Genomic DNA, 24,377 nt, shown 5'->3' with positions numbered 1-24,377 from the left:
GTGATCGCGTTCCTTTCTAAAGGAATTGACAGCCGTTTTTACCGTCCGTCGGCCAGCCGGTCGCCCTCAAAGTTGTCCAGTTCCGGGACGGCGTAAATCTTTTCTGCGGCGGTTTTATAATCATATTCCAGCCGGACGAAGTGGACTTCGTTGTCCTGGATATAAACATACGCAGCGCGGTTGTCACGGTCTCGGGGCTGCCCGACGGAGCCGACGTTGATGATGGCTTTCTCATTGGGAATAATCGGGTATTTGCCGCCCAGTTCGTCAGGGCTGTAAAAGTCCGGGTCTTCGAGAAAGACGCCGGGCAGGTGGGTATGGCCGACAAAGCAGATATGCGGCGTTCGGTCAAAGAGGGTTGTGATTTTGGAGGAGGTCGTATAGACATCGTCCGGGAAGATGTATTCGTTGATGGGCCGCCGCGGGGAGGCATGGACGAAGTCCAGCTGGGCCTCGAAGCCGTCCAGAGGGAGTTTCATCGTCCAGCGCATCCGCTGGCGTCCGAGGTACTGCCAGCGGCGGGCGCGTTTTTCCGGGTCGGGCTCTTCTTCGAGGACCCGCCGGGTCCAGTAGGTGGCGGATTCGGCGCCGGTGTTGAAGTTGGTCGGCTCGAACAGGACGGCGTAATCGTGGTTGCCCATCACGCTGTTTTGGGTCTTTTCGATAACCAGGTCCAGGCATTCTTTAGGGTTGGCGCCGTAGCCGACGACATCGCCCAGACAGTAAATCGTCTTGATGCCCCGCTCTTCGATGTCCTTCAGGACGACAGAGAGGGCCTCCAAATTCGAATGAATATCACTGATAATCGCAAACATATCGGTTATTTTGTGACAATATCTGTCTTTTTTACACGGGAACGTTCACAAAACTGCTCTTATAGCATACTCCGGAAAGGTTTTCCAGAAAAACCCCTGCGGAACTTGTGAAATCGGAATTCAAGAGGCCGGCGGTCGGTTTAGAGCAGGTTTTTTTGAGCCAGCAGCTCTCGGAAGGCGGTCATCCCGGCGGGGGTGATGTTGTATTTCTGTCCGGCTTTGGCGATAGAGCCGGCGGCCAGCGTGCCTGCCGAGGCGGGACAAAGCAGTTCCAGCCCGTCGGAATCCAGCCAGCTGCCCCGCAGGACAAACAGGTTGAACATAAACAGGGAGATTTTCATCAGGCCTTCCGGCTGGAGGTCCTCCAGGTCAAAAGGAACAATCCGGGCGGCGGAGCGGAAGGCATTAGGGCCGTAGAGACCGAGCATTCCGGTGGAGTCCGACAGGTCGAGGACGGACGGCGGCGGGTTCAGGCCGGCGGCGATTTGCCCCAGACGGCTCAAGAGGGCCCTGTCGCGGCCCGGAAGGGTCAAAATCAGAACTTCCGAACCGATTTTCCCGATGCGCAGGTGTGCATGCCCGTTTTGTGCCGCCCAGCACCACTGACCTTCCCGCAAGGATGCTGACAATTGAATACCGGCTTTGTCCAAAAGGGGCTGCCAGTCGCCTTTGACGGAGATTCTGCCGAAACTGCTTAAGTCCACGGCGGCACAGTGATTGAGGAGGGCGTTTTGCTCAGTTTGCGGGCTGCCGAAGTCGCGGGGCAGATGCCAGCCGTCGAACTCTTCGAACGCGGCCCCGAGGGTCTGATGAATTTGATGAAACGGGCTTATTTTGGTCATTTTCGGTTTTTATAAAATATCGTTTCCTGAATGTTCTTATTATCAAAACCAGCAGGATTTTCCAAACAAAAAAGCCCTGCTTTGTGCCGGAACAATCGAAAAGTCGATGCAAAAAGGGATTTGGCAGGGGCAGGAGGGGCTGGTATAATGCGTTTTCCATTTGAAAGCCACTTTTTTGGGAGAAAAGCCGTTGGTTCAGATGACATTACTGGAAGCCGAAGGGCTTGTGAAGAAATATTCCGGCCGGACGGTTGTTGATCAGGTTCATCTTACAGTGCCGCAGCGCTCGATTGTAGGCCTTTTGGGACGCAACGGGGCGGGCAAGACGACCACATTCCGGATGGTGATGGGAATGATTGAGCCGGACGCGGGGCGGGTGCTCTTTGAGGGGGTGGATGTGACCCGGATGCCGATGTACCGTCGGGCCCGGATGGGGATGGGGTATCTGTCGCAGGAGCCCAGCGTCTTCGGGCGGATGACGGCCGAGGAGAATCTGGCGGCGATTCTGGAGATGACGACGGCGGGCCGCCGGCAGGTGCGGGAGCGGACGGAGGAACTGCTCGGCCGGTATGCCCTCACGGAGGTGCGGCATACGCAGGCGCGGATGCTTTCGGGCGGAGAACGCAGGCGGCTGGAGATTGCGCGGGCGATGGCGCTGCGTCCGGCCCTGCTGCTCCTGGATGAGCCCTTCAGCGGAGTGGATCCGATTGGGGTGGAGGAACTGCAGGGGGAGATTCGACGGCTGGCCGCCGGCGGCGTGAGCGTGCTGATTACGGACCACAACGTCGAGCGGACGCTGGAGGTGGTGGACAAGGCGTACATTATCGACCACGGGAAAGTGATTGCCGAGGGCACGCCGAAAGAGATTGTGCACAACGAGCTGGTCCGGCGCAGCTATCTGGGCCAGTCATTTCGGATGGACGAGTTTGACAAACCTTCCAGCCCTTGGGTTGGGTGAGGACCTATGGCGAAGATAGAGTGCAGGATGACGCGGTATCCGGCGGGGGTGCTGACGAAAAAGGCGCGGCCGGTGGAAAAGATTGACGACTCGATTCGAGCCCTGGCCGAGCGAATGAAGGACCTGATGGTTGAGCACAAGGGAGTGGGGCTGGCCGGCCCGCAGGCGGGGGTGGATTTGCGGATTTTTGTCGTGTCGGTGGACGGCACGAAAGAACACGCCAAGGTCTATATCAATCCGGAGATTCAGGTCAGCGGCGGCCTGGAGGAACATGAAGAGGGGTGTCTGTCGCTGCCGGGCATCTGGGGCAAAGTCCGCCGCTACAAAAAGTGCACGGTGACGGCGATGGATTTGGAAGGGCGGCGGTTTACGGAGGAAGGCGAAGGGCTTTTGGCACGGGCTTTTCAGCACGAGTACGACCATCTGGAGGGGATTCTGATTAAGGACCGGCTGGGGACGGCGGCCAAACTTCGCGCCCGCAAGCGGCTCAAAGAGCTGGAAGAAGCGGCGGGTTCTGAATCGTAAGCGGGCTGGGCGGGATGCCTTCGGGACTTTATGAAGATTCTGGCTCACGGGATTGATTTGGTGGAGTTCGGCCGGCTCGAACAGCTGCTTCAGCGGCACGGCGCACGGGCGATGGAGCGGATTTTTACAGCGAAGGAGCAGGCGGATGCCCAGGGCCTTCGCAATCGTCTGGAGCGGCTGGCGGGGCGGTTTGCCGCCAAGGAGGCGGTGATGAAGCTGGTCGGCAGCGGCTGGCGGGACGGTGTGGCCTGGACGGATGTGGAGGTGGTCAATGATGCCGCGGGCCGGCCCGTGGTGAATCTGACAGGGCGTCTGAAGGAGCTGGCGGAAAAACAGGGAATTGAACAAATCACGCTGAGCATCACACACACAGACCGGTTTGCGATTGCATCAGCCGTAGCACTGGCCGAAGCAGGACCTTCGTAAAATCGGGCGGGTTATTCGAGGATAGGGGCCTTGAGGGCCTCCAGTTCCTCCGCTGTGAGGGCGTCTGTAAAGGCAACGGCCTGGCCGCGGGCACGGGGCTGATAGGGGTCGATTCGGCGGCAGCGGCGCTGAATAGTGCGCCCGTCGGGCAGGCGGAAGGTCAGGATGCCGTTTTGGAACGGGATGGCGTTGGCGAAGATATAGGCCCCGCTCTGGCTGATGTTCAGAACAAACCCTTCAGTGTGAAGGTCGGAATCTTCGGCACTGATGGCCGCCCGGACATCTTCGCGGGCTTTGTAGCGAACGCTTTTTCTTCTTTCTTCCATCTGCATGTGTCGGCCCTTGTCTGTTTTGTGTTTGCGGAAAACTATTGTAAATTATCGGCAGAAAGAAGCAATTTTTTTCGCCGTTTTATTCCCACAGAAGGCACAGGCGTCTGCGTTCGTCGGCATTTTGAACCTCAGGTCTTGTCCAGACGGCCAGCTCGAGGGCATGCCGGCAGGGACATCGGTCATCCGCAAGCGGTTCACCGCCTGCCAGCAGTTCTTCAAGCAGGCGGACGGCGTTATCCGTGGCGGTGTGCAGATTGCCGATGATTTCCTGCAGCAGGGACTGCTGGGACTGGCTGGGGTCGTGGGGCCGCCAGCAGTCGTAATCGGTAATCAGGGCCAGCAGGGCATAGCACATCTGGGCTTCCCGGGCGAGTTTGGCTTCGGGCAGGGCGGTCATTCCAATCAGGTCGGCCCCCCATTGGCGGTGCATCTGAGATTCGGCGCGGGTGGAAAATTGGGGCCCTTCCATGCAGACGTAGGTGCCGGACGGATGGACCGGAAAGGGCAGTTGGCGGCTGACGGAGAGGAGCTGCTGACGAAGCCGAGCGCAGCAGGGCTGGGCAAATTCGACGTGGACGGCGCCGAGGGCGTCAAAAAAACTGGACTGACGGCGAAAGGTCTTGTCGATAAACTGGTCAGCCAAAACGACTTCTTTGGGGGCGTATTCCTCCCGGAGAGAGCCGACAGCTCCGCTGGCAAGGATGGTGCGCACGCCGAGAGATTTGAGGGCAAAGATGTTGGCGGCATACGGAATGCGGGAAGGGCTCAGGCAATGTCCCCGGCCGTGGCGGTTCAGGAAGGCAATGCGGCGGCCGGCAAACGTGCCGAGCTGGACGGGGGCGCTGGGTTTGCCGAAAGGAGTGTCCGGAAATAGTTCTTCGATGTCGCCAAGCCGGGCGGCAAAGGCGTCGCCGAGCCCTGTACCTCCGATGACGGCAATCTGCGGCTTGTCCATAGGTGCTTCCGAATGTTAGGGTGATGAAGAGAAATAACGTTTGGCAAACTGGATAAAATACGGCCAGTTGGGACCGGTGGTATGTCCGCCTTCGTGCTGGCGAAAGGCGATGTCGCCGTCGATCAGTGTGCCCTCCGGCGGAAAGACGGTTGTCCTCATGCTTTTTTTGCCGAGCAGCTCATAAACGGGGCCGGCCATCGCCCCGCCGAGGAACATTCCTTTGGCATCGATCCAGGTGCCTTCCACAGTAGAGGAGCCGGCACTGATGAAGATCGGGCGCGGGGCACAGAGAGCGACGAGATGATGGCCGTCCACGGGCAGGTCTTCCTGTGTGAGCGGACCGGCGTATTTGAGAAAATTGCCCGCAAACCAGTGATATTCGGCCGGCGAGGCGAGGTTTTCCACCTGTTCGCCGAAGACGCGATGCAGGAGTTTGACGCCGCCGGCACCGGAGGAGCCGATGAAAGCGATGGCGAAGCGCGTATCGTAGGCCATCGCAACGGCGGCGGCCTTGCCGTAGCGGGACAGGCCCTCAATGCCGACACGCCGGGCATCGACATCCGGGTCGGTTTCGAAATAATCGAGGACGCGGCTTGCTCCCCACGCCCAGGCCCGCAGGCAGCCCCAGTCGTCGGGTTTTCTGGGGTTGCCTTTGTTGACCAGGCCGATGATGCCCTCGCGCAGGCCGGCGCCGTTATCGGCCTGAATGCCGGCGGGATTCAGAACGGCCCAGCCCCAGCCCTCTTTGAGCAGCTGCTGCTTCCAGGTGAGCTGGCCGCCACGCGCTCTTTCGACCCAGCCGGGAAAGCCGAATTCGAGGATGACGGGAACGGGTTTGTCAGCACCGGCGGGGGTGCCCAGCGTCAGACGAATAACCACCTCGACGGCCGGATAGGCGGAGTTGTCAACAACCCCTTCCAGCTGCTTGATTTTGACGGGAAAATCGCCGTCTTTGTCTTCTTTGACGTCTGTAACTTTCCACTGGACGGACGGGACATCGGCGGGGACGCGTCCGTAGATTTCGCGGTCAAACAGTTCGAGGATTTCGGCCCGCCGAGCCGGCCATTGTTCCGGTCGAGTTATCCGGGTTCCGTTCTTCATTTCGAGCGGGTCAGGGAGGAAATAAGGCGGCACTTTGGCCTCGTCGGCGTTGGCGGCGTTGGGGGCTTTGGGGTCGCCCGACGGCCCCGGACGGAGCGAGATGATGCCCAGCTGCTCGAGCATTTGCTTGTGGTCGGCGGCGCTGAGCTCTGAAATCCGCCGGCGCTCTTCCGGAGAAACCTGAGCCGAAAGCAGACCGGCCATGGTTGTCCACAGGACGACGGCAAAAGCCGCTTTGATGCCGCTGTGTATCATCCGCATTCGTTTTTCTATACCGAATCTTGTCGGAGAATGCAACGGTCTTTTAAAGCATTTAACAAAGCGGTGCTGCTCTGGATTCCCGCCTTCTTTCTTCACGAAAACTTCGGATGACATTCCGCAGAAATGACCATCGTTTTGGATAGATTAAAACCCTATTTTTCCTGTGAAAAAGCAAGAGATATTAGGCCTTTGGAGACCTCTTCAGCGGCTTATCGGCGGGGGGAGGGCTTGAGGATTTGGAGCAGCCGGATATGGTCATCGGTCCACAGGTCGATGGAGCCGGCGGATTCGGGCAGGGGGCTGGCGGCGGACTGAAGGAGCGGGTTTTCGAGCGGTTCTTTCGAGGGAGAAAGCACAAGCCAGTCGGAGGAAAGAGCGCCGAACTGCTCATCGGGGTAGGTTTCCAGCCAAAGGCAGTGAAGCCGGAAGTGTTCGGACAGTTTGCGGACGACCTGAATCAGGTCCAGATGCACCGACGACAGATGGAAGGCCAGGACGCCGTCGGGTTTGAGGTGTTTGAGGTAGATTTCCATCGCCTGGCTGGTGAGCAGGTGGACGGGCACGGCATCGCTGCTGAAGGCATCCAGAACGAGGATGTCGAAGTTCTGCGGAGATTCCCGCTCGAGCGACAGCCGGCCGTCGCCTAAAACAATCTGGATGTCGGCCTGGCTGTCGGACAGGTAGGTGAAATACTTTCGCGCCAGCCGTTCGACGGCGGGGTTGATTTCGTAAAAGCGGATGACATCGCCTTTCCGGCCGTAAAAGGCGATGGTGCCGACGCCCAGCCCGATGACGCCGATGCGGCGGGGCGGATGCTGGGGATTAGAGCGGATGAGCAGACCGATGCCGCTGTTAAAGCCGTAATAAGCGGTCGGGAGATGCCGTTTGTCCGGATGCTGAAACTGCAGACCATGGAAGGTCGTGCCGTGCTGGAGGAGACGTTTGTGCAGAAGAGGGTTGTCCCAGTCGTCTTCCCAGACGGTCAGGACGCCGAAGAAGTTGCGTGCGTGGTCGATGGCCCGCTGGTTTTGGGTGGTGCGTCGGCCGATGAGGAAGATGCCTGCCAGCCCGACGACGGCGAGGGCGGCAATATAGGCAATTTTGCGTTGGCGGCCCTGAATATACCGTCGGTCGGTCAAGACAACAAGAATCACGGCCAAGAGGACGGCTAAGTGGAGTTCTACATAGGTTTTAAAGAGCAAGGGGGCCAGGATGGAAACAAAGATACCGCCGAGTGCACCGCCGGCCGCAATAAGCAGATAATAGGCGGTCAGATAACGGGGATGCGGGCGGAGGGCATACAGTTCCCCGTGGCAGACCATACAGCAGCAGAAGAGTAGGAAACTGTAAAGTCCGATAATCAATGTGATATTAGGCCTTTTTTCTTCAATAATGCGGGCGATGATGATGCCTAAAATGCTCAGAATAAATAGGGATAGGAAGAGGGGGCGTTTGTACCATCGGGGGCTGTCAAAACAGATAATAAACGACAGGAGATATATACTTAATGGCAGAATCCATAAAAAGGGTACTACGGCGATATCTTGGGTAATTTTTTCGGTTACGGCCAGCAGGAGGGTTGAAGCAACTGCCGGCAAAGAAAGCCAGAGAAGATAATTTGAGAAAGAAAGAGAAACGGTATCCCTATTTTTAGGGGAGGGATTTTGGGAAGATGGGGCATTTAGGAAGAGTATAAGTGCACAAATTATACAGGAGGTTGCATAAAAAAGGAACAGGAAAGACCAAAGGATGGCCTGCTGCTGACGACTGAAAACGGGTTCAAAAACAAATGGATAGGAAATAAGGGCTAATAATGAGCCGATATTGCTGAGGGCATAAAGACGATAGGGAATAAAACCGGGTTCAATTCGGCAAATCCAGGACTGAAGAAGCGGCCCTGTAGAAGAAAGAAGGAAATAGGGAAGTCCTATGCAGACAAAACATATCCATAATATTTGGATAATGGGGTTGGTTTCTGGCGTTGGTTTCAGATGTGCCGGAGGGATGATTCGAAAGGCCAGTACGGCGGCGGTGATGAGCAGAAGCAGATGAACGAGGGCCTGCAGGCGGGCGGGGAGACGGCCGAGGGCGTGGGCATAGGCATATCCGGCCAGCAGAAGCAGCTGGAAAAAGAGCATGCAGGCGGTCCAGACTTCGGGTGTGCCGCCGAACCAGGGGGTCAGAAATCGCCCAAACAGCGGCTGTACCTGAAAAAGCAGGAACGCCCCGGCAAAGACACCGAAAGCAAACAATAATACAAAAAAAGGACGTTTTCTCCTACGCTTGTACATGGAGCCTGATTATAATCTTTCTTCCGCAAAAAGAGTGTCTTTTTTTGAGATGGTGTACTTTCCATTCCTGTTCCGGGGCTTCGAAATCCTTTCTGAAAGTTTGACATTTTCGAGGGATAGAATATAATTCTATGTTAGACAAGCAGTTAGTGCAAAGACAATAAACCTGTAAATGGAGGTATATTAATTAAGGATTTATCTGGACACAAGAGCGAGGCCGAGCGGATTCATGTAACAAAAACTGAGCCGACACTTTTCCAACTTGCCATTAGAGGCGGCTATTGGGTTATGGGAATCGGTGTGGCCATTCGCTTTCTTGGTTTTGTAAAATCTCTTGTTTTTGCCAATTTTCTTCTTGTTCAGGATCTTGGTTTGTTGGCAATCGCGATGATGCTGATAGAGATTTTAGGGGTTTTTTTTGAAACAGGTTTTAATGAAAAGCTGGTCCAGGAGAGAAAGGAGATACGCACATATCTGGATACTGCCTGGACGATTCACATTTGTCGCGGTTTGGTCATGTTTTTAATTCTTTTTGCCGCGGCACCAATTGCTGCTTCTTTAAAAGTTCCGCCAGAAAAGTTTTCTTTGACGGTTAATGTTATTCGAAGCATTGGTTTTGCATTATTCCTCGCCAGCTTAGAAAATGTTGGGACGGTTTATCTGCAAAAAGAGCTTAACTTTCCAAGAATCTTTCTCCTTCGAGTACCTCCTGTCCTTATTGATTTATCCGTTTCGGCCTTGGTTGTCTTTTTTTTCCGCAGCATTTGGGGTTATGTTGCAGGACGTTTTTCTTCTGTGCTTGTTCAGGTAGCCTTATCCTATTTGCTTTGTCCGTATCGCCCGCGATTTTGTCTGAATTGGCAGAAAGCGGTTCAAATGTGGCGTTTTGGGAAATGGATATTTGGATTGTCGGTTTTGAATTTTTTGATTTCAGAAGGGGATGATTTTTTTGTATGGGGGTATCTGGGTGTTAGTGCGCTGGCTTTGTACCGCTATGCATTTCGTTTTTCCAATCTTCCGGCGACTGACCTGACAAATACCCTTTCCCAGGTCACGTTTCCGGCCTATTCGAAGATACAGGATGACATTCCTCGGTTACGGGAAGCATATTTAAAAGTTTTGAGGGTAACGGCTTTTTTTGCGTTTCTGGCTTCTGGTTTGATTTTCTCGCTGGGGCCGGATTTTGTACGGTTGTTTCTGAAGGCGGATATGCATCCGATGATACCGGCGATGCAAATTATGGTATTTAAGGGGTTGTTTCGTTCTTTGGGCGCTACACGAGGTCCTTTGTTTTTGGCCCTCGGGAAACCGAAGATTCATTTTTATTTCCAGGTGATCCGTTTCGTCTTGTTGGCGGTTCTAATCTATCCTTTGACAAGCCGCTGGGGCATTGAAGGAACAGCAGTTGCCACTCTTCTGATTGCGGTTTTAGTGAGTCCTTTTGGATTCTGGTTATCCTGCAGGTGGCTGAACTGTCCTCCGTGGCGGATGCTGGAATCCTCTCTGATTCCGCTGGTTTCTTTTTTGGTAACAGTTTCCATCCTTCTTTTCCTTAGGTCGGTAACCGCGCGGATGAGCCCTTTCCTTTTTGTGGGGTATTTTCTGTTGGCTCTGGCGTGTTATGGTGGAACGGCTTTGCTGCTGGATTGCTTGAAGGGATTTGAATTGTTGAGTATTTTTAAGGAACAGCTTCGTGCCTTGGTCAAAAACAAATAATAATGTGGATACAGTCCTAATTATGGAGGAATCTTGGGATTACCTGATTGTCCTGGATGCCTGCCGTTATGACTATTTTGAAAGGGTCTTTAGGGATTTTTTAAAAGGTGGACAGCTTTCTTGTCGCAAGTCGGTGGGCAGCTGTACGGAGGAATGGAGGAAGCGATCGTTTCCGGGCTATTATGCGGATGTGGTCTATGTGTCTTCTAATCCTTATGTAAATTCGCTGAAATCTGTGTTAGGCTTTCATGGCGGAGAACATTTTTATCGAGTGATTGATGTTTGGCAAACCAGATGGGATGAAACCCGGGGTACGGTGCTTCCAGAAATGGTGACCAGAGAAGCGCTCGGTGCTCTGGCTCGGCATCCTGGCAAGAGAATGATTGTGCACTATCTGCAGCCACATGCGCCTTATCTGGGGTTCGGCTCGGATTGTGCGGGATTTCCACAACCGGATGTAGGAAAAGAGGTTGTGCTGATGGGAACGGTTTTGGGGGAACAATCAAAAGGTTTTCGAAAAAAGATTTGTGAAAAACTGTGTTCCTGGATAAAGCATGGCCGTTTGCTGGGCAACCATCCGGAGTGGTTCATGGCGGAGTTCTTACAATTGCCGCCTTTGAGTCCTATGGATGCGGTGCGTCGAAAATACGGTCCGGAAGGACTCCGAAGGGCTTATCAGGAGAATCTGGAAATTGTGCTCAAGCATGTAAGCCAACTTCTGGAATATTTGAAGGGGAAGGTGGTGATCACTTCGGACCACGGAGAATTCCTGGGAGAGGGACGCTTTTACTCGCACGGTTTAGATTCCGATGATCCTTGTTTGCGGCACATTCCCTGGTGGACGACCTGCCGTGCTGATGCCGTCCCGCTCCGTGAGGAACACATAGAAGAAACAAACCGTTCTTTTATGGTTGAGGAAGACACCATTCATAAGAGATTAAAAGATTTGGGTTATTTATAGGATAAACAGTGAGCGGTGATTTATGCATAGATCCCTTTTGCTGATCGGGATTGACGGCGGGACGTGGACTGTTCTCGAACCGGCCATTCAGGCTGGATGTATGCCTTTTTTAAAAAGTATCCGTGACAGGGGGGTCTGGGGAGTATTGAAATCCACCATTCCTGCCATTACACCGGCGGCCTGGGGGGCTTTTCAGACAGGAAAAAATCCGGGAGCCAGCGGAGTCTATGATTTTTACTGCTGGTCCGCAAAAGAACGAAAAGAATATCCCGTCAATTCTCAGTATTTAGGGAAGACGATTTGGCAGCGATTCAGTGAAGCGGGGTTGACCTGCGGTGTTTTGAATGTGCCGATGACGTATCCGCCGCGTCCGATTCGGGGCGTGGTAGTCAGCGGACTTCTGACCCCTTCGCTGGATTCGGATTTTACCTATCCGGCCGATTTCAAGCAGGAACTTCTTCAGGCGGTTCCGGATTATGATATCCTGACTTTTAAGAAACTTCAGAAGGAAAAAATTACACAAAAGACGATTCATAATTTTGTTAACCAGATGGCACAAACTGTTTGGGTACGAACTCGGGCAGCAAAGTTTATTATCCGAAGCCGGAACCCGGATGTAATGATGGTGCATTTCCAATCCAGCGATGTAATACAGCATGGCTTGTGGCATTTTATCTCCCCGGATTGTCCGGAGTATGATCCGAGCCTACAACAATATGTTTTTGAAAAGTATTATCGCATTTTGGATTCGAGTATTGCGGAGATTGTTCAAGAGTTTTATCCGAGCCAACTTGACCGGGGAGGTGTGTTTCTTCTTTCCGATCATGGTTTTACTCGGCATCGAATGCGTTTTAACATGGGGAACTGGCTGGTTCAGCAGGGATATCTGCGCATCTGTTCGGCTCGGATTCTGGGGCTTCCGGTGAGCGAATTGGCTCAGCGTATTCGATTGGGGAGGATTCTCGGATTTTTGCTGCCTCCGATTTGGCATCGCAAGGTTCTCTCCAGATTTTATCCCCGGCCTGTCTGTGTGGATTGGGATTGCTCAAGAGTGTATGCCACCGGTTATTGCAATGAAGGGTTCTTGTTTGTTTTGGAAAACGACCCGCTGAAAAAAGAAATGATTTGCAAAACTGTTGTTGAAAAGCTTCTGGAGGTAAATGATCCGGCGACAGGCGGAAAAGTAATTGAGAAAGTCTATCGTAAAGAAGAAGTGTTTCAGGGGGCTTATCTGGACCAGATGCCTGATTTGGTGGTTTGTCCTTGTTCGGGATATTCCATTACAGGCGGATATCAATATGAAAAAACACTGTTTGAGCCGGTGCGGCTGAAAACGGATTTTCACCTGGGCAAGCATCATCCGGATGGTTTTTTTGTCGCCGCCGGAGAGGGGCTTATCCGCAGCGGCGGAGGACAGGCGAATCTGCTGGATATCGCCCCCACTTTACTGGCTTATATGGGGGTGCCGATTCCCTCTGATATGGATGGTCAGGTGCGGCAAGAGTGGTTTGAGCCGTCTTTTTTGCAGAGGAATCCGATTCAGCGGATACAGGAAGAGCCAATGGAACCAAAGGGGGAGCAAGAGGTCTATTCCCCGCAGGAAGCTGAAAAAGTAAAAAAGAGGCTGGAGGAGCTTGGGTATTTATGATAGACAGGTTTTGAAGCTTATGAGAATTGCCGTCATTGTCAGCACGTTTCCCAAACTTTCTGAGACGTTTATTCTCAATCAGATTACCGGGCTTCTGAAACGGGGGCATACGGTACGAATTTTCAGCCGGTTTCACCCCCAGGAGAAAGTGTTTCATCCTGAGGTGACTGAATATAGACTTTTGGACCGGACGGTGTATTTGCCGGCGGTTCCAGCGTCCAAATGGATCTGCCGCCTGAAGGCCGTCGGCTGGCTGCTGCGGTTTTTGTTCACACATCCGGTGGTTCTGTTTCGAGTGCTTCGGTATCTGCTGAGCCGCCAGGAGCCCTTTTCCTATCTTCTTTTTTTTCATTCACTGCCGATTTTGTCTTTTGGGCCGGATGTGATTCATGTGCATTTCGGGAACAACGGCACCTTTTACTGGCCGTTGAAGATCATCCAGCCGAAGACAGCTTTTTTAACGATGTTTCACGGGCATGATTTGCTTTTGGGGTTGGAGGGGGGGCCGGAGTACTATCGGCAGCTGTTCGCGTATGCTGACAAAATATTGGCGAATTCAGAATTTACCCGACAGCGGCTTCTGGAGCAGGGGGCACCTGCGGAGCGTCTTTGCGTTCATTATGTCGGAATTGAGCCGGCCAGATTTGCTTTTCGCGACGGACTGCCGGCTCGGTCAGACGGGATTTTTCGCGTTCTGACGGTCTGCCGGCTTTGTGAGCAGAAAAGACCAGACGTGGCTCTGCGGGCGATACAGCGTCTGATCGAGAAGATTTCTTCTGAACAAGTTGTGTATCATTTGGTTGGCGATGGGCCGTTGCGTGCTCAAGTGGAGGAATTGGCCGAGGCACTCGGAATCAAAAACAGGATAGTGTTTGAGGGGGCCTTGGAACAAAAGGGGGTGCTGGAGCGATTGCATCAGGCAGACGTCTTCTTATTGACCAGCCGGGATGAATGGCTGGGAGTAGTTCTTCTGGAGGCGCAGGCAGCCGGCGTGCCCATTGTAGCGACAAATGTGGGGGGGATTCCGGAAGCGGTCCTTCCGGGGCGGTCGGCCATCCTGGTGCCTGTCGGCGATGCGGAAGCGGCGGCCAGGGCTATGGCGGAACTGCTGCAGGACCCGCAAAAGAGGATGCAGATGGGACAGGAGGGGCGGAAGTATGTGGAAGAGCGGTATGACGTGGATAGGTTGAATGACAAACTGGTGAGAATCTATTCAGAAGCTCTGCAAAATTGCCGACGACAGAGATGATGAGCCCAAAACAGTCTTTTTCGGTCAGTGTGGTGATTCCGGCATATAACGCAGAGGCTACGATTGAGCGGGCGATTGAAAGCGTTCTGCGTCAGACGCGGCCGCCGGAGGAGATTATCGTGGTCGATGACGGTTCAACTGACCGCACAGCGGAGAAGGTGCGGCAGTATGAACCGAAAGTCAGGTATTTGTATGAATTGAATAACGGTCCTTCGAATGCCCGCAATTTGGGTATTCTGTCGGCTCAGCAGGGGGAATGGGTAGCTTTTTTGGATGCCGATGACGAGTGGCTTCCGGAAAAGCTGGAGTGTCAGGTTAACCATTTGAGTCGAAACCCCGATCTGCTTTGGACTTTCAGTAATTATTGGCTTTGTTTTTACGGTATGGAAAAACGACAAACGGGGTTTGAGGACAAGAAAACCTCTTTTTTGCTGAAAAATAGGGAGTATTTTGATGATTATTTAGATGTCTATGCTCAGATTGGACATGCTCTGACTTCCTCGATGATTATTCGGCGGCGTGTTTTGCTGGAGGTTGGTCTTTTTGAAACAAACCGTTTTTGGGCAGAAGATACCGACTTATTTTTTCGGATTTCCTATCGTCATCCTCAAATTGGTTATCTTTCCAACCCCTTGGTTCTGTATTATGCGGGATATCCGGGAAGTCTCACGGAGGAGCACAAGAGGCAAATCCAGCCACGATGTAGTTTGGTTTTGAAGCATTTGGCTCTTTCTGCTCAGCACGGACGGCTTGAGAAGTTTATGCCTTGTGCCTGTAAGATGCTGGAAAACTGCATTCGCCGGCTTTTGCAAAACAATCCGATATCAGATTTGCATGAAATTCCTGCAGAGCTGGATGTTTTTTTGCCTGCCCGACTGAGAAAAGAGGTGTGGTGCAGACGGAAATGGCCCCGGGCGGCTGCAATAGTTTTCAGCCTTTATTTCTCTTTCAAAAACGCTCTAAATCAGATCGTACAAAAGAGGATGCTTCTGTGAAAATAGCTATTATGACAGATGTTTTCCCGTCTTTATCTGAAACATTTATTCTCAGTCAGATCGGCGGCCTTCTGGAACAGGGTCATGAGGTTCTGATTCTGGCGGAGAGAATGTCGCAGGATTTAATGGTTCATTCAGATGTCAAAAGGTATCATCTTCTGGAGAGAGCCTTTTTTCTTCCTCCGATACCGAAAAAGAAGGCGGCATGTCTGTTAAAGGCGTTTGTGATTTGGCTGGCTAATTTTCCTTATTATCCCGGCCCGATGCTTCGATTCCTGAAACTATATTTATTGCGCCGAAACGGACTATCGCTGAAGGTGTTATATTATCTTGTGGAATTGTGCAGACATCCTGTGGACATCTTGTTTTGTCACTATGGTACCAATGGGATTATTGGGAGTTTATTGAAGGAATCTCTTCCATCTTTAAAACTTGTGACGATGTTCCATGGGTATGATGTTCGGTTGGGGTTGGAAAAGGGGGGGCAGATATACCATTCTTTGTTTGAAAATGGAGATTTATTGTTGGCGAATTCACGATTTACCTCTCATCTTTTACAGGAGTTTGGGGCTTTTCCTGAAAAAATTAGGGTTCATCCGGTTGGGGTGGATTTGACGGTGTTCTGCCCACCGTCCGGAGAATCTCGCAAAAAGCCAGAAAAACTTATCCTGCTTTCTGTTGGCAGACTTGTGGAAGAAAAGGGGCATCAATATGCTTTGCAGGCTATAAAAATATTCCAGGAGAAAAATCCTGGTATAAAGTTCCGGTACCGAATTGTAGGAGGGGGGCCGTTGGAAGGTGTTCTCCGCGAGTTGGCTGAACAGTTGTCGCTGTCAGAAATTGTAGAGTTTTGTGGACCTGCCTCTCATGAGAGGGTTCTTCAATATCTGATGGAGAGTGACATTTTTATTCACCCCAGCATTTCAGAGGCCTTCGGGCTTTCCATAATAGAAGCGCAGGCACTTGGTCTACCTGTGGTGGCAACCCGGGTCGGGGGGATTCCGGAAGCTGTTCTTGATGAACAGACGGGTTATCTAGTTCCGGAGCGGGACAGCCGGGCGCTGGCGGAAAAGATTCAATATCTGGCTGAACACCCGGAGATTCGGAGAGAGATGGGCAGAAGAGGGCGAGAGTATGTGAGAAACAATTATGATATTCGGGAATTAAATCGCCGTCTGGAAGACATTTTTCTCGAAATGCTTTCTGATGAGCGTGATTTGTCCGAAACAATTTTTTAATAGAGAAAGGGTAATGAATACAAAACCGCCATTAAGTTCATTCCAATTGTTTCGATTTCGTATTCGGCATCTGTTTTATCCTTCTTTTTTGTGTCCGATATGTGGATATCGAGGTCCGTTTATGATGGATCGTCCCGGGCATCCTCTTCAACGTAAACATGCGTTATGTGCAAGATGTGGAGCTGCGGAAAGGCAACGCGTTCAATGGCTTTTGATGCATCGGTTGTCTGCACAGTATAGATTTTCGGAAAAAACTCTTCTTCATTTTGCTCCGGAACCTCTGTTTTATGAAGAATTCAGAAATTTATTTCGGCAGGTAACCACAACAGATATTCAGATGCCGAATGTAGATATCAGGGCGGATATCCGCCGATTACCGTTTTCTGATGGTTCGTTCGATGTTGTATTTGCTTCCCATGTGTTGGAGCACGTTTCTGAAGATAGACAGGCGATGTGTGAAATTCGACGGGTTCTTCGCTCGGGCGGGCTGGCGATTATCGAAGTACCGATCGTGTCCGAGGTAACGATGGAATACAATTGCCCGAATCCTTATGAGTTTGGACATGTGCGAGCACCTGGAGCAGATTACTACGAACGTTTTCGGGATTTGTTTAGCAGGGTTGAGATAATTACTTCGGAAGATTTTCCGCCTGAACATCAGCCGTTTGTTTATTGCAACTGGACCATATTCCCAACGAATGAGAGTCCGCTTCGTCGGGCTATGAAAGGGCGAAGACATCCGATAGTAGTAGCTCTGTACCATGTCTAATAATTTAAAATCTGGGTAAATAAAAAGGCCCTTTCAAAAGAAAGGGCCTTCGAGGAGACTATTTTTTGTTTTTTAGCGAACTTGTTGACCGAAGTCGTTGACAAGGAAAGAGTCTTCGGTGCCTTTTGGGGCTTCGTCTGTGCCCTGACGGTCAGGTGTAATCGGCGTCAACCCTTGGCGCCACTGCCAAGGGGTAGTGCTTGTGGGGCTGGCTTGATAATAAGGAGTGTAAATGTTGTCATTTTTTATCCCAACATCAGAAGTTTTTTCGAAGCTGTTGTGACCGTCGGCAAACATAACGTTTTGACCTTCCCGCTCGTGTGGCTGAGCGTTTGCAACCATCTGATTCTGACGAACATTCCCAACGGAAGGACTATACTTGGTTAGCCAATAAGCACCAATCTTATCTACACAGTTCATCAAGTTTGTGCCTGAAAAAGTTGTTTCTGTGATTTTCGGGTCATACCATGGGTTTTTATCGGCCATAACAGCAAAGGCAGCAGAACGGGTATCATCTGCCCGATAACGTCCGGGAGCTCCTGTTGTAGTCCCCATATAGGGCTGGTGATAGGAATAGCTGACACAGCGTTCCGGTCCTTCAGCATTGTAAGCAGCCCCGCCGTCATAGCGCCCGAAATCCCAAAGTTCGACAATATCATAGTTGCTTGGGTTTTTGCCGCTAAATTCGACTTGGTCGCTTGCCGGACAGACAAATGACTTTGGGCTGCAATCTGCCAGTCGAACCAGCAAATACAAGCTGGCACCTACCGTGATATGATCCCCATCCACGAAGTTATTTGTTTGTTGGAAAACGCGGTCTGTGTAGCGGTCCCAGATAAGAGACTTCCCTTGTCCTTGGCAGGGGAATTGACCCTGGAAGTCGTTGGCATACACGGTCATGGCGTTGCCCAAGCCCTTAAGATTGGTGCCGCAGACGACCCTCATGGCGATCTTCTTGACCTTGTTGAGGGCGGGCATCAGGATGGCCAGCAGCATCGCAATGATGGCGATGACCACCAAGAGCTCAATTAATGTAAAACCTCTCTTTTTCATCGTGTTTCTCCTTAACTTTTTGAAGATTTGCTCGACAGAGCGCATCCGGCAAAACACTTACAATAAGTGCAGTTTTTCCCCTACGCAGGGACGTTTGTTCACTTTTCTGTGAGCAAATCCTACCGGTTTTTTCAGACCGGATTGCGCACGAAATTTGGAAAGTTCTTAAAAGGGTGCTTTTCCGACGCTGCCAATCCCAAAGTGTTTTTTTTAAGGGGGGCAGGTAGAAAGGAATGAAAAAATATAACAACAAATAATAAAAAATGATGGCTGTTAACTTATTATACCTTTCTGCCTACTTACCCATCTATAGGGATAATACCGGACGCATAAAAAGTTTGTCAATAAAAAAATTTAATTTTTCGCATTTTTTTGATTTCAGTTGCCCCCGGATTCAATCTTTTCTTGAAAACCAATCTTCCTTTTTTATAATACGCCGTTTTCTGGATTTCATGATTAAAGGATTTTTATGAAAACAATAGATGTAGATAATACCAGGCGACTTTTAGAAGAAATTGGGCAGGGACATTTGCTGACGTTTTGGGGGGAGTTGACGCTGGAGCAGCGCGGGCGGCTGCTGGAGCAAATCCAGCAACTGGATGTCCGGAATATACCGCGATGGGTACGAGAAACGGTTAAGAATGAGAAGCCGTTAGTTGTGCCGACGGAGTTTGAGCCGGCACCGTCGTATCCGCCTGTTCCGCAGACCCCCGAGCAGGCGAAAAAATATGCTCAAGCACGGCAAATTGGGGAAAAACTGCTTCGGGAAGGGAAAGTGGCGGGGTTTGTCGTTGCCGGCGGGCAGGGGACACGCCTCGGATTTGACGGGCCGAAAGGAAATTATTCGGTATCTCCTATCAAGAAAAAGACATTATTCCGCATTTTTGCCGAGTCGGTTGCTGCCGCGAGAAAGAAATATGGGGCGGTTCTGCCGTGGCTGATTATGACCAGCCCGCTCAATCACAAGGAAACGGTCGAGACCTTTGAGACCAACAATTACTTCGGGCTTGGGAAGGATACCGTTTTTCTGTTTCAGCAAGGGACACTGCCGAATTTCGACTTTGAAGGTCGGATATTCTTGGCGGAGAAGGACACGATTGCCGTCAGTCCGGATGGACATGGGGGCAGTCTGAAAGCCCTGTACAGTTCCGGCGTGCTGGCGGAGATGAAAAAGCGGGGGGTGGAGTATTTGAGCTACTGGCAGATTGACAATCCGCTGGTGCAGCTGTTTGACCCGCTTTTCCTCGGACTGCATGTGATGGAAGGGGCTGGAATGTCCTCGAAGGCCCTTATCAAAGCGCATCCGCTGGAAAAAGTGGGCAATTTCTGTCTGGTAAACGGTCGTGTCACGGTGATTGAGTACAGCGATTTGCCGGATGAGCAGGCCCATCGACGCAATCCAGATGGCTCCCTGGTTTTTGAGCTGGGTTCGATAGCGATTCATATTCTCAGTCGGGAGTTTGTCGAGCGTCTAAATGCCGATGGGGATTTTGCCCTGCCGCTCCATCGTGCGGTTAAGAAGATTCCTCATATTGATTTGGCAACCGGCAAAAAGGTGAATCCGGATAAACCCTGCGGGATTAAATTGGAGACCTTTATTTTTGATGCTTTGCCGCTGTCGGAAAAGTCGGTGATTCTTCAGACGATTCGCAGTGAAGAGTTTGCCCCGGTCAAGAATGCGTCTGGAGAAGACAGTCCGGCGGTGACGGAGCGGATGATGATAGAGCGGGCGGCTTCGTGGCTGGAAAAGGCCGGAGTGAAGGTGCCGCGTACATCGGATGGGCAGGCGGACTGCGTACTGGAAATGGCCCCTTCGTTTGCTTTAACGGCGGAAGATGTAAAGGCCAAGGTTCACAAGGTGCCGCCTATCCGGCCGGGAGATAGGTTGTATCTGGAATAAGACCAGCCCCGTCAACTGGCCCGCAGGGACTCGAACCCCGACTAAATGATCCAGAGTCATTTGTGCTACCATTACACTACGGGCCAACGCAAAACAAGGATAGTATCGGCAAAAAGGGCTTCCGTCAACAAGGAGAAGGTTTTTTTGTGAGCATTTTGGAGAAAAGCAGGGCGGGAGGGGATTGTAAGTCTTTTCAAAAGAGACAGATAAGGAAAAGAAGCCGTCCTTTTTATGCTTCAATTTGGTGTAATTAAACTGGATGTGCCGTTTATTCAGGCGGCCCTGTCGGGTTATACAGACCATCCAATGCGGATCCTGGCCCGGCGGTTCGGCTGTCCACTGGTTTTTACGGGGGTGATGCTGGACCGGATAGCGCTGCATCCCAAAGCCAGCCGTCAAAAGCAGTTTTATCCTTTTTCTCAAGAGGAGCATCCGGTTGTTGCGCAGATTATGGGCAATGAACCGGAGGTGATGGCCCAATCAGCAGCGGTGTTTGAGCGGGCGGGGTATGATGCGATTGATTTGAATTTTGCCTGTCCGGTGCCGAAGGTGCTGCGGAGAGAGCGCGGCGGGTTTTTGATGCAAAAGCCCGCTGTCATTCGAGAGGCGTATCTGCGAACGCGGGAGGCGGTACGATGTCCTGTGTTTATGAAAATTCGAATTGGATTTGATTCCTCCGAGGCTTCGCGGGAGGACTTCTGGACGATTTGCGAGAATGCAGCCCGGGACGGCGTGCAAATGCTGGCGATTCACGGGCGAACGGTGGAGCAGAAATACAAGGGGACGGCGGACTGGGAGACGATTGCCGAAGTGAAGAGGAGGTTTCCTTCGCTGTGCGTGTTCGGCAGCGGAGATATTTTGAAGGCCCAAACAGCAATAGAGCGGCTGAACGGCACCGGAGTTGATGGGGTCATTGTGGCGCGGGGAGCCATCGGGAATCCGTGGATATTTCAGGAAATTCGGGCTTTATGGGAAGGTCGGCCTCTTCCGGAACCGCCGACGATGGAAGAGCAGAAGGCCGTGATGGCAGAGCATTTGAGGATGATTCTGGAGTTCTGGCCGGCCCGGAAGGCGATTCCGTACTTTCGAAAGTTTACGGCGGGCTACTGCAAACGCCATCCGCAGCGCAAGCAAGTAATGATGGCGATGATGAAGGCCAAGACATTGGAGCAGGTTCAGCAGGTCTTTGCGGAGTTTTATCCTGAAAAAAACAGTCAATCCTGATTGGAGGCAGGATTGACTGTTGTATGGGTGTTGTCAGCAGGATTCGGGGGTTAAGCAGCTTTGTCGGAGGATGCCGCTTCTCCCTTGTCTTTCTGGCAGTCGGACTTATTTTCTTCTTTGCATTCTTTATCTTTCTTTTCACAGGCCTTTTTGTTGTCGCCGCAGGCCGAGTCATCCGATTTGCTTTTGCAGCATCCGGCCCAACTGGCTGAAGCGAGCACCAAAACCAGACAAAGTACCGCAAGTTTCTTCAGTAAAGCGTTCATGGCTGTTTCCTTTCTGACAGTCAAAAGGTTGTTTCTTTTTCGTTCACGATGAAAACGATACGTTTCGGAGGAGAAAAAGTGCTGTTAAAAAAACGGCAGGCGGAAAGAAGACCGCCTGCCGTTTCGGCATCCTGCCGAGGATTTAATCAATGTAGCCCATCAGAGCCAATTCCGCTTCCTGCTGGGGGGTAGTCAACTGTGCCTTCAGTTCTTTCTTGGCATCGGCCAGCTGTTTGAGGGCCTCTTCGCGGGCCTTTCGGAAGGCCTCCAGTTTGGTCTTGATGGTGTCAGCATTGCCGCTGTTAATGGCGGCTCGAAGTTCCTGGCGGGCCTTGCCGAGGGTGGTCTGCTCTTCAGCGGACTGTTCGGTTTGCCCTTCTTGTCCCTGACGCTGGCCTCTGCCGAAGCCCTGTCCGGGGAAGCCGGCCATATTGGTCTGCTGATTGAGTGTGATGACTTTCTTGAGAGCGGGTTCAATCTTGGCCCATTGCTCGTCGGTCGGATTGAGGGCTTGTTTGACCCGCTGAATTTGCCGTTCCTGAATCATTTGACGCATCTGTTCCGGATCGCGCTGTCCCATCTGCTGGCCGGGTCCGCCCGCCGGGCCGGCTTCCATTTGGCCGGCCGGTCCGCCGCGCCGCTGGCCTCTGCCTTCCGGGCCCTGACCCTGCTGAGAGTAGGACTGGGCGGCGAAAAGTGCCAAAATTGTCAAGATGGTAAGACCTGTAAGTGCTTTCTTCATAGACATTTCTGTACTCCTTTCAAAAAAAGATTTTTTTATCGGTCTTCAGCAACAACACCTTTATAGATGGTTGGCAGAGGGATTTTATTGCAAGAATTATAATTTGGTATAAAGACAGGATATATCCTATTAATAGGCGGGATTGAAAAAAGAAGGATTTATGACTTGAAAAAGGGAAAAGTATTTGTATAGTATTCCTTCTTTGTAGCCCTGCCTGGTGGGTAGGTAGACCCGTCTGGAAAGGTCTTTCCCGAAAGACCGGAAGACGGAAACGTGGGGCTGACAGGTTCGCAGCATGGTCAGCTCAAGCCCGTGGCAGGGTCCGGTCGGTCCGTTTCGAAGGCGGCCACTGCGACTTACGTGAACGGCATCGTTGCCTGAAAGCGGGTTTTCTTTCGTAACGAAAGGGCAGGCGAGGTATTATAATTTTGCCGTGTGCGGGCGATACCCGGTGGTGTAATCGGTAACACAAGAGGTTTTGGTCCTCTTATTCCTGGTTCGAGTCCAGGCCGGGTAGATAAGAATTTCAAACAGTCAGATAGAGAGAGAAGGCTGAAAGGTGAATACGAAAGCGGAATGTGCGGCGATTGTCTTGGCAGCGGGTCAGAGCACCCGGATGAATACCCGTCTGCCGAAGGTGCTGCATGAGGTGTGCGGACGTCCGATGCTGGATTATGTGCTGGACGCCTGCCGCGGCGTGGGGGTGCGCCGGATTTACGTCGTCGTCGGCTACGGGAAAGACCAGATTCTCCGCCGGTATCAGGGGCAGGCGGATTTGGAGTTTGTCGAGCAGCCCGAACAGCGGGGAACGGGGCATGCGGTGATGTGCTGCCGCAGGCACCTGGAGGGGTTTGAAGGGCATACGCTTGTGCTGTGCGGGGATGCGCCGCTGATTCGCAAAGAGACGCTGGAGATTCTGCTGGACAAGCACCTGTCGGAGAAGTCGGCGGTGACGGTGGCGACGGCGGTGCTGAAAGACCCGAGCGGCTACGGGCGGATTGTGCGGGATGCCTACGGGAATATTCAGGGAATTGTAGAGCACAACGACTGCAATGAGGAGCAGCGAAAGATTCAGGAAGTAAACACCGGATATTTCTGCTATCAGACGCCGCTGCTGCTGAAGGGGCTGGAAAAGATTCGCCCGGATAACGCCAAGGGGGAATATTACCTGACGGATGTGCTGCATGTGCTGCTGGCGGAGGGGCATAAGGCGACGGCGGTCACGGCAGTGGCGGAAGAAGATGCAATGGGCGTCAACAGCCGTGCCCAGCTGGCCGTCGTGGGCAAGATTATGCAGCAGCGGATTCAGAATCGGCTGATGGCCTCGGGGGTGACGATTGTGGACCCGCCGAATACGTGGATTGATGATCGCGCCCAAATTGGTCAGGATACGGTGATTGAGCCGTTTACGTGTATTCGCGGAGCGGTTCGGATCGGGACGGGCTGCCGGATTGGGCCGTTTGCTTTTGTGGGCGAAGGGGCCCAGGTAGCGGATGGGCAGGACGTCAGGGCCTTTACAACGCTGGGTCGAGTGGGGGCAAGTGATTCCAAGGAGGGACAAAAATGATTCATCATCCCCTGATTGTCTTCGGCGGAACCAGTCATCCGGAATTGACGGAAGGGATTTGCCGGTATCTCAGGCAGGAGCCGGGGAAGGCCCGAATCTGGCGGTTTCCGGACAGCGAAAAGATTATCAAGCTGGAGACGGATGTACGAGGGACGGACTGCTTTGTGGTGCAGTCGGTCTGCGAGCCGGTGGATGAAAACCTGATGGAGCTGCTGATTTTTCTGGACTGTCTGAGTCGGGCCAGCGCGGCCCGGGTGACGGCGGTGATTCCGTATTTCGGATATGCCCGTCAGGACCGCAAGGATGAAGGGCAGGTGCCGATTACGGCCAAACTGGTGGCCAATCTGATTGTGGCCGCCGGCGCCAATCGCGTGCTGACGCTGGACCTGCACGCCGCTCAGCTGCAGGGCTTTTTTGATATTCCGGTGGACCATCTGACGGCCGAGCCGGTCATTGCCAAGTATCTTAAGAGCAAGCAGTTGGACAAACTGACGGTGGTGGCGCCGGATGTGGGGAATATGAAGAAGGCGGCGCGGTATGCCC

General features: G+C 52.4%; 22 protein-coding genes, 1 tRNA gene and 1 pseudogene. 14 read left to right on the top strand and 10 right to left on the bottom strand.

Annotated elements, in window-relative coordinates; all coding sequences use genetic code 11:
• Window positions 1-38: 38 nt before the first annotated feature.
• Both PKY88_09430 and PKY88_09425 read right to left on the bottom strand, forming a co-directional pair.
• Entirely contained in the window at window positions 39-815 is a 777-nt protein-coding gene (locus PKY88_09430) for a metallophosphoesterase family protein (protein ID HOQ05418.1), read from the bottom strand.
• A 140-nt stretch (window positions 816-955) separates the two neighbouring features.
• Complete coding sequence (locus tag PKY88_09425; GenBank protein ID HOQ05417.1) at window positions 956-1,657, bottom strand: hypothetical protein; 702 nt, start codon at window positions 1,655-1,657, stop codon at window positions 956-958.
• A gap of 199 nt (window positions 1,658-1,856) precedes the next feature.
• Between PKY88_09425 and lptB the strand changes: the two genes are divergently transcribed.
• Genes lptB through acpS form a run of 3 tightly spaced genes read left to right on the top strand, consistent with a single transcriptional unit; the run spans window position 1,857 to window position 3,566 of the window.
• Window positions 1,857-2,615: an LPS export ABC transporter ATP-binding protein gene (gene lptB / locus PKY88_09420; GenBank protein ID HOQ05416.1), complete on the top strand. Its 759-nt coding sequence runs from the start codon at window positions 1,857-1,859 to the stop codon at window positions 2,613-2,615.
• Window positions 2,616-2,621: 6 nt separating this feature from the next.
• Window positions 2,622-3,140 carry a peptide deformylase gene (gene def, locus PKY88_09415; GenBank protein ID HOQ05415.1) on the top strand — a complete coding sequence of 173 codons (519 nt, stop codon included), beginning with the start codon at window positions 2,622-2,624 and terminating at the stop codon, window positions 3,138-3,140.
• Window positions 3,141-3,170: 30 nt separating this feature from the next.
• Entirely contained in the window at window positions 3,171-3,566 is a 396-nt protein-coding gene (acpS, locus tag PKY88_09410; GenBank protein HOQ05414.1) for a holo-ACP synthase, read from the top strand.
• A gap of 11 nt (window positions 3,567-3,577) precedes the next feature.
• On the opposite strand, the gene PKY88_09405 is transcribed toward acpS, so the two are convergent.
• From PKY88_09405 to PKY88_09390, 4 genes are all read right to left on the bottom strand, one after another.
• Window positions 3,578-3,898: a PilZ domain-containing protein gene (locus PKY88_09405; GenBank protein ID HOQ05413.1), complete on the bottom strand. Its 321-nt coding sequence runs from the start codon at window positions 3,896-3,898 to the stop codon at window positions 3,578-3,580.
• Between the two features lie 79 nt (window positions 3,899-3,977).
• Complete coding sequence (gene mtnP / locus PKY88_09400; protein ID HOQ05412.1) at window positions 3,978-4,853, bottom strand: S-methyl-5'-thioadenosine phosphorylase; 876 nt, start codon at window positions 4,851-4,853, stop codon at window positions 3,978-3,980.
• A gap of 15 nt (window positions 4,854-4,868) precedes the next feature.
• Entirely contained in the window at window positions 4,869-6,215 is a 1,347-nt protein-coding gene (locus tag PKY88_09395) for a hypothetical protein (GenBank protein HOQ05411.1), read from the bottom strand.
• Window positions 6,216-6,424: 209 nt separating this feature from the next.
• Window positions 6,425-8,506: a fused MFS/spermidine synthase gene (locus PKY88_09390; protein ID HOQ05410.1), complete on the bottom strand. Its 2,082-nt coding sequence runs from the start codon at window positions 8,504-8,506 to the stop codon at window positions 6,425-6,427.
• A gap of 267 nt (window positions 8,507-8,773) precedes the next feature.
• Here PKY88_09390 and PKY88_09385 point away from each other — a divergent pair, with 267 nt between their 5' ends.
• From PKY88_09385 to PKY88_09355, 7 genes are all read left to right on the top strand, one after another.
• Complete coding sequence (locus PKY88_09385) at window positions 8,774-10,222, top strand: lipopolysaccharide biosynthesis protein (protein HOQ05409.1); 1,449 nt, start codon at window positions 8,774-8,776, stop codon at window positions 10,220-10,222.
• On the top strand, window positions 10,200-11,183 hold the full coding sequence (locus tag PKY88_09380; protein ID HOQ05408.1) for a hypothetical protein: 984 nt from the start codon (window positions 10,200-10,202) through the stop codon (window positions 11,181-11,183). The genes PKY88_09385 and PKY88_09380 overlap by 23 nt, the downstream gene beginning before the upstream one ends.
• 22 nt (window positions 11,184-11,205) lie before the next feature.
• Window positions 11,206-12,831, top strand: coding sequence for an alkaline phosphatase family protein (locus tag PKY88_09375; GenBank protein HOQ05407.1), 1,626 nt, complete (start codon window positions 11,206-11,208; stop codon window positions 12,829-12,831).
• 19 nt (window positions 12,832-12,850) lie between these two features.
• Window positions 12,851-14,080 (top strand): glycosyltransferase, encoded by a 1,230-nt coding sequence (locus tag PKY88_09370; protein HOQ05406.1) that lies wholly within the window; start codon window positions 12,851-12,853, stop codon window positions 14,078-14,080.
• Entirely contained in the window at window positions 14,062-15,075 is a 1,014-nt protein-coding gene (locus PKY88_09365) for a glycosyltransferase family A protein (GenBank protein ID HOQ05405.1), read from the top strand. The genes PKY88_09370 and PKY88_09365 overlap by 19 nt, the downstream gene beginning before the upstream one ends.
• Entirely contained in the window at window positions 14,970-16,313 is a 1,344-nt protein-coding gene (locus PKY88_09360) for a glycosyltransferase (protein HOQ05404.1), read from the top strand. Before PKY88_09365 ends, PKY88_09360 begins: the two co-directional genes overlap by 106 nt.
• A gap of 121 nt (window positions 16,314-16,434) precedes the next feature.
• Window positions 16,435-17,082: a class I SAM-dependent methyltransferase gene (locus PKY88_09355; GenBank protein ID HOQ05403.1), complete on the top strand. Its 648-nt coding sequence runs from the start codon at window positions 16,435-16,437 to the stop codon at window positions 17,080-17,082.
• A 942-nt stretch (window positions 17,083-18,024) separates the two neighbouring features.
• Here PKY88_09355 and PKY88_09350 read toward each other — a convergent pair.
• Window positions 18,025-18,135: pseudogene (locus tag PKY88_09350) on the bottom strand (prepilin-type N-terminal cleavage/methylation domain-containing protein).
• A gap of 469 nt (window positions 18,136-18,604) precedes the next feature.
• Between PKY88_09350 and PKY88_09345 the strand changes: the two are divergent.
• Entirely contained in the window at window positions 18,605-20,035 is a 1,431-nt protein-coding gene (locus PKY88_09345) for a UDPGP type 1 family protein (protein ID HOQ05402.1), read from the top strand.
• Between the two features lie 15 nt (window positions 20,036-20,050).
• Here the strand turns inward: PKY88_09345 and PKY88_09340 are convergent.
• Window positions 20,051-20,121 (bottom strand) — tRNA-Gln (locus tag PKY88_09340).
• 145 nt (window positions 20,122-20,266) lie between these two features.
• Here PKY88_09340 and PKY88_09335 point away from each other — a divergent pair.
• Complete coding sequence (locus PKY88_09335) at window positions 20,267-21,259, top strand: tRNA-dihydrouridine synthase (protein HOQ05401.1); 993 nt, start codon at window positions 20,267-20,269, stop codon at window positions 21,257-21,259.
• Window positions 21,260-21,309: 50 nt separating this feature from the next.
• Here PKY88_09335 and PKY88_09330 read toward each other — a convergent pair whose 3' ends face one another.
• Both PKY88_09330 and PKY88_09325 read right to left on the bottom strand, forming a co-directional pair.
• Window positions 21,310-21,525 carry a hypothetical protein gene (locus PKY88_09330; protein ID HOQ05400.1) on the bottom strand — a complete coding sequence of 72 codons (216 nt, stop codon included), beginning with the start codon at window positions 21,523-21,525 and terminating at the stop codon, window positions 21,310-21,312.
• Between the two features lie 142 nt (window positions 21,526-21,667).
• Window positions 21,668-22,267, bottom strand: a complete 600-nt coding sequence (locus tag PKY88_09325) for a hypothetical protein (GenBank protein HOQ05399.1) — start codon at window positions 22,265-22,267, stop codon at window positions 21,668-21,670.
• 559 nt (window positions 22,268-22,826) lie between these two features.
• On the opposite strand from PKY88_09325, the gene PKY88_09320 reads away from it, so the two are divergent.
• Window positions 22,827-23,834, top strand: coding sequence for an NTP transferase domain-containing protein (locus tag PKY88_09320; GenBank protein HOQ05398.1), 1,008 nt, complete (start codon window positions 22,827-22,829; stop codon window positions 23,832-23,834).
• Window positions 23,831-24,377 (top strand): ribose-phosphate diphosphokinase (prs, locus tag PKY88_09315; protein ID HOQ05397.1); only part of this gene is annotated, 547 nt, incomplete at its 3' end. The genes PKY88_09320 and prs, both read left to right, overlap by 4 nt.

Source organism: Anaerohalosphaeraceae bacterium, assembly GCA_035378985.1.
Classification (GTDB): Bacteria; Planctomycetota; Phycisphaerae; order Sedimentisphaerales; family Anaerohalosphaeraceae; genus JAHDQI01.
This window is presented reverse-complemented; position numbering and strand designations above follow the sequence as displayed.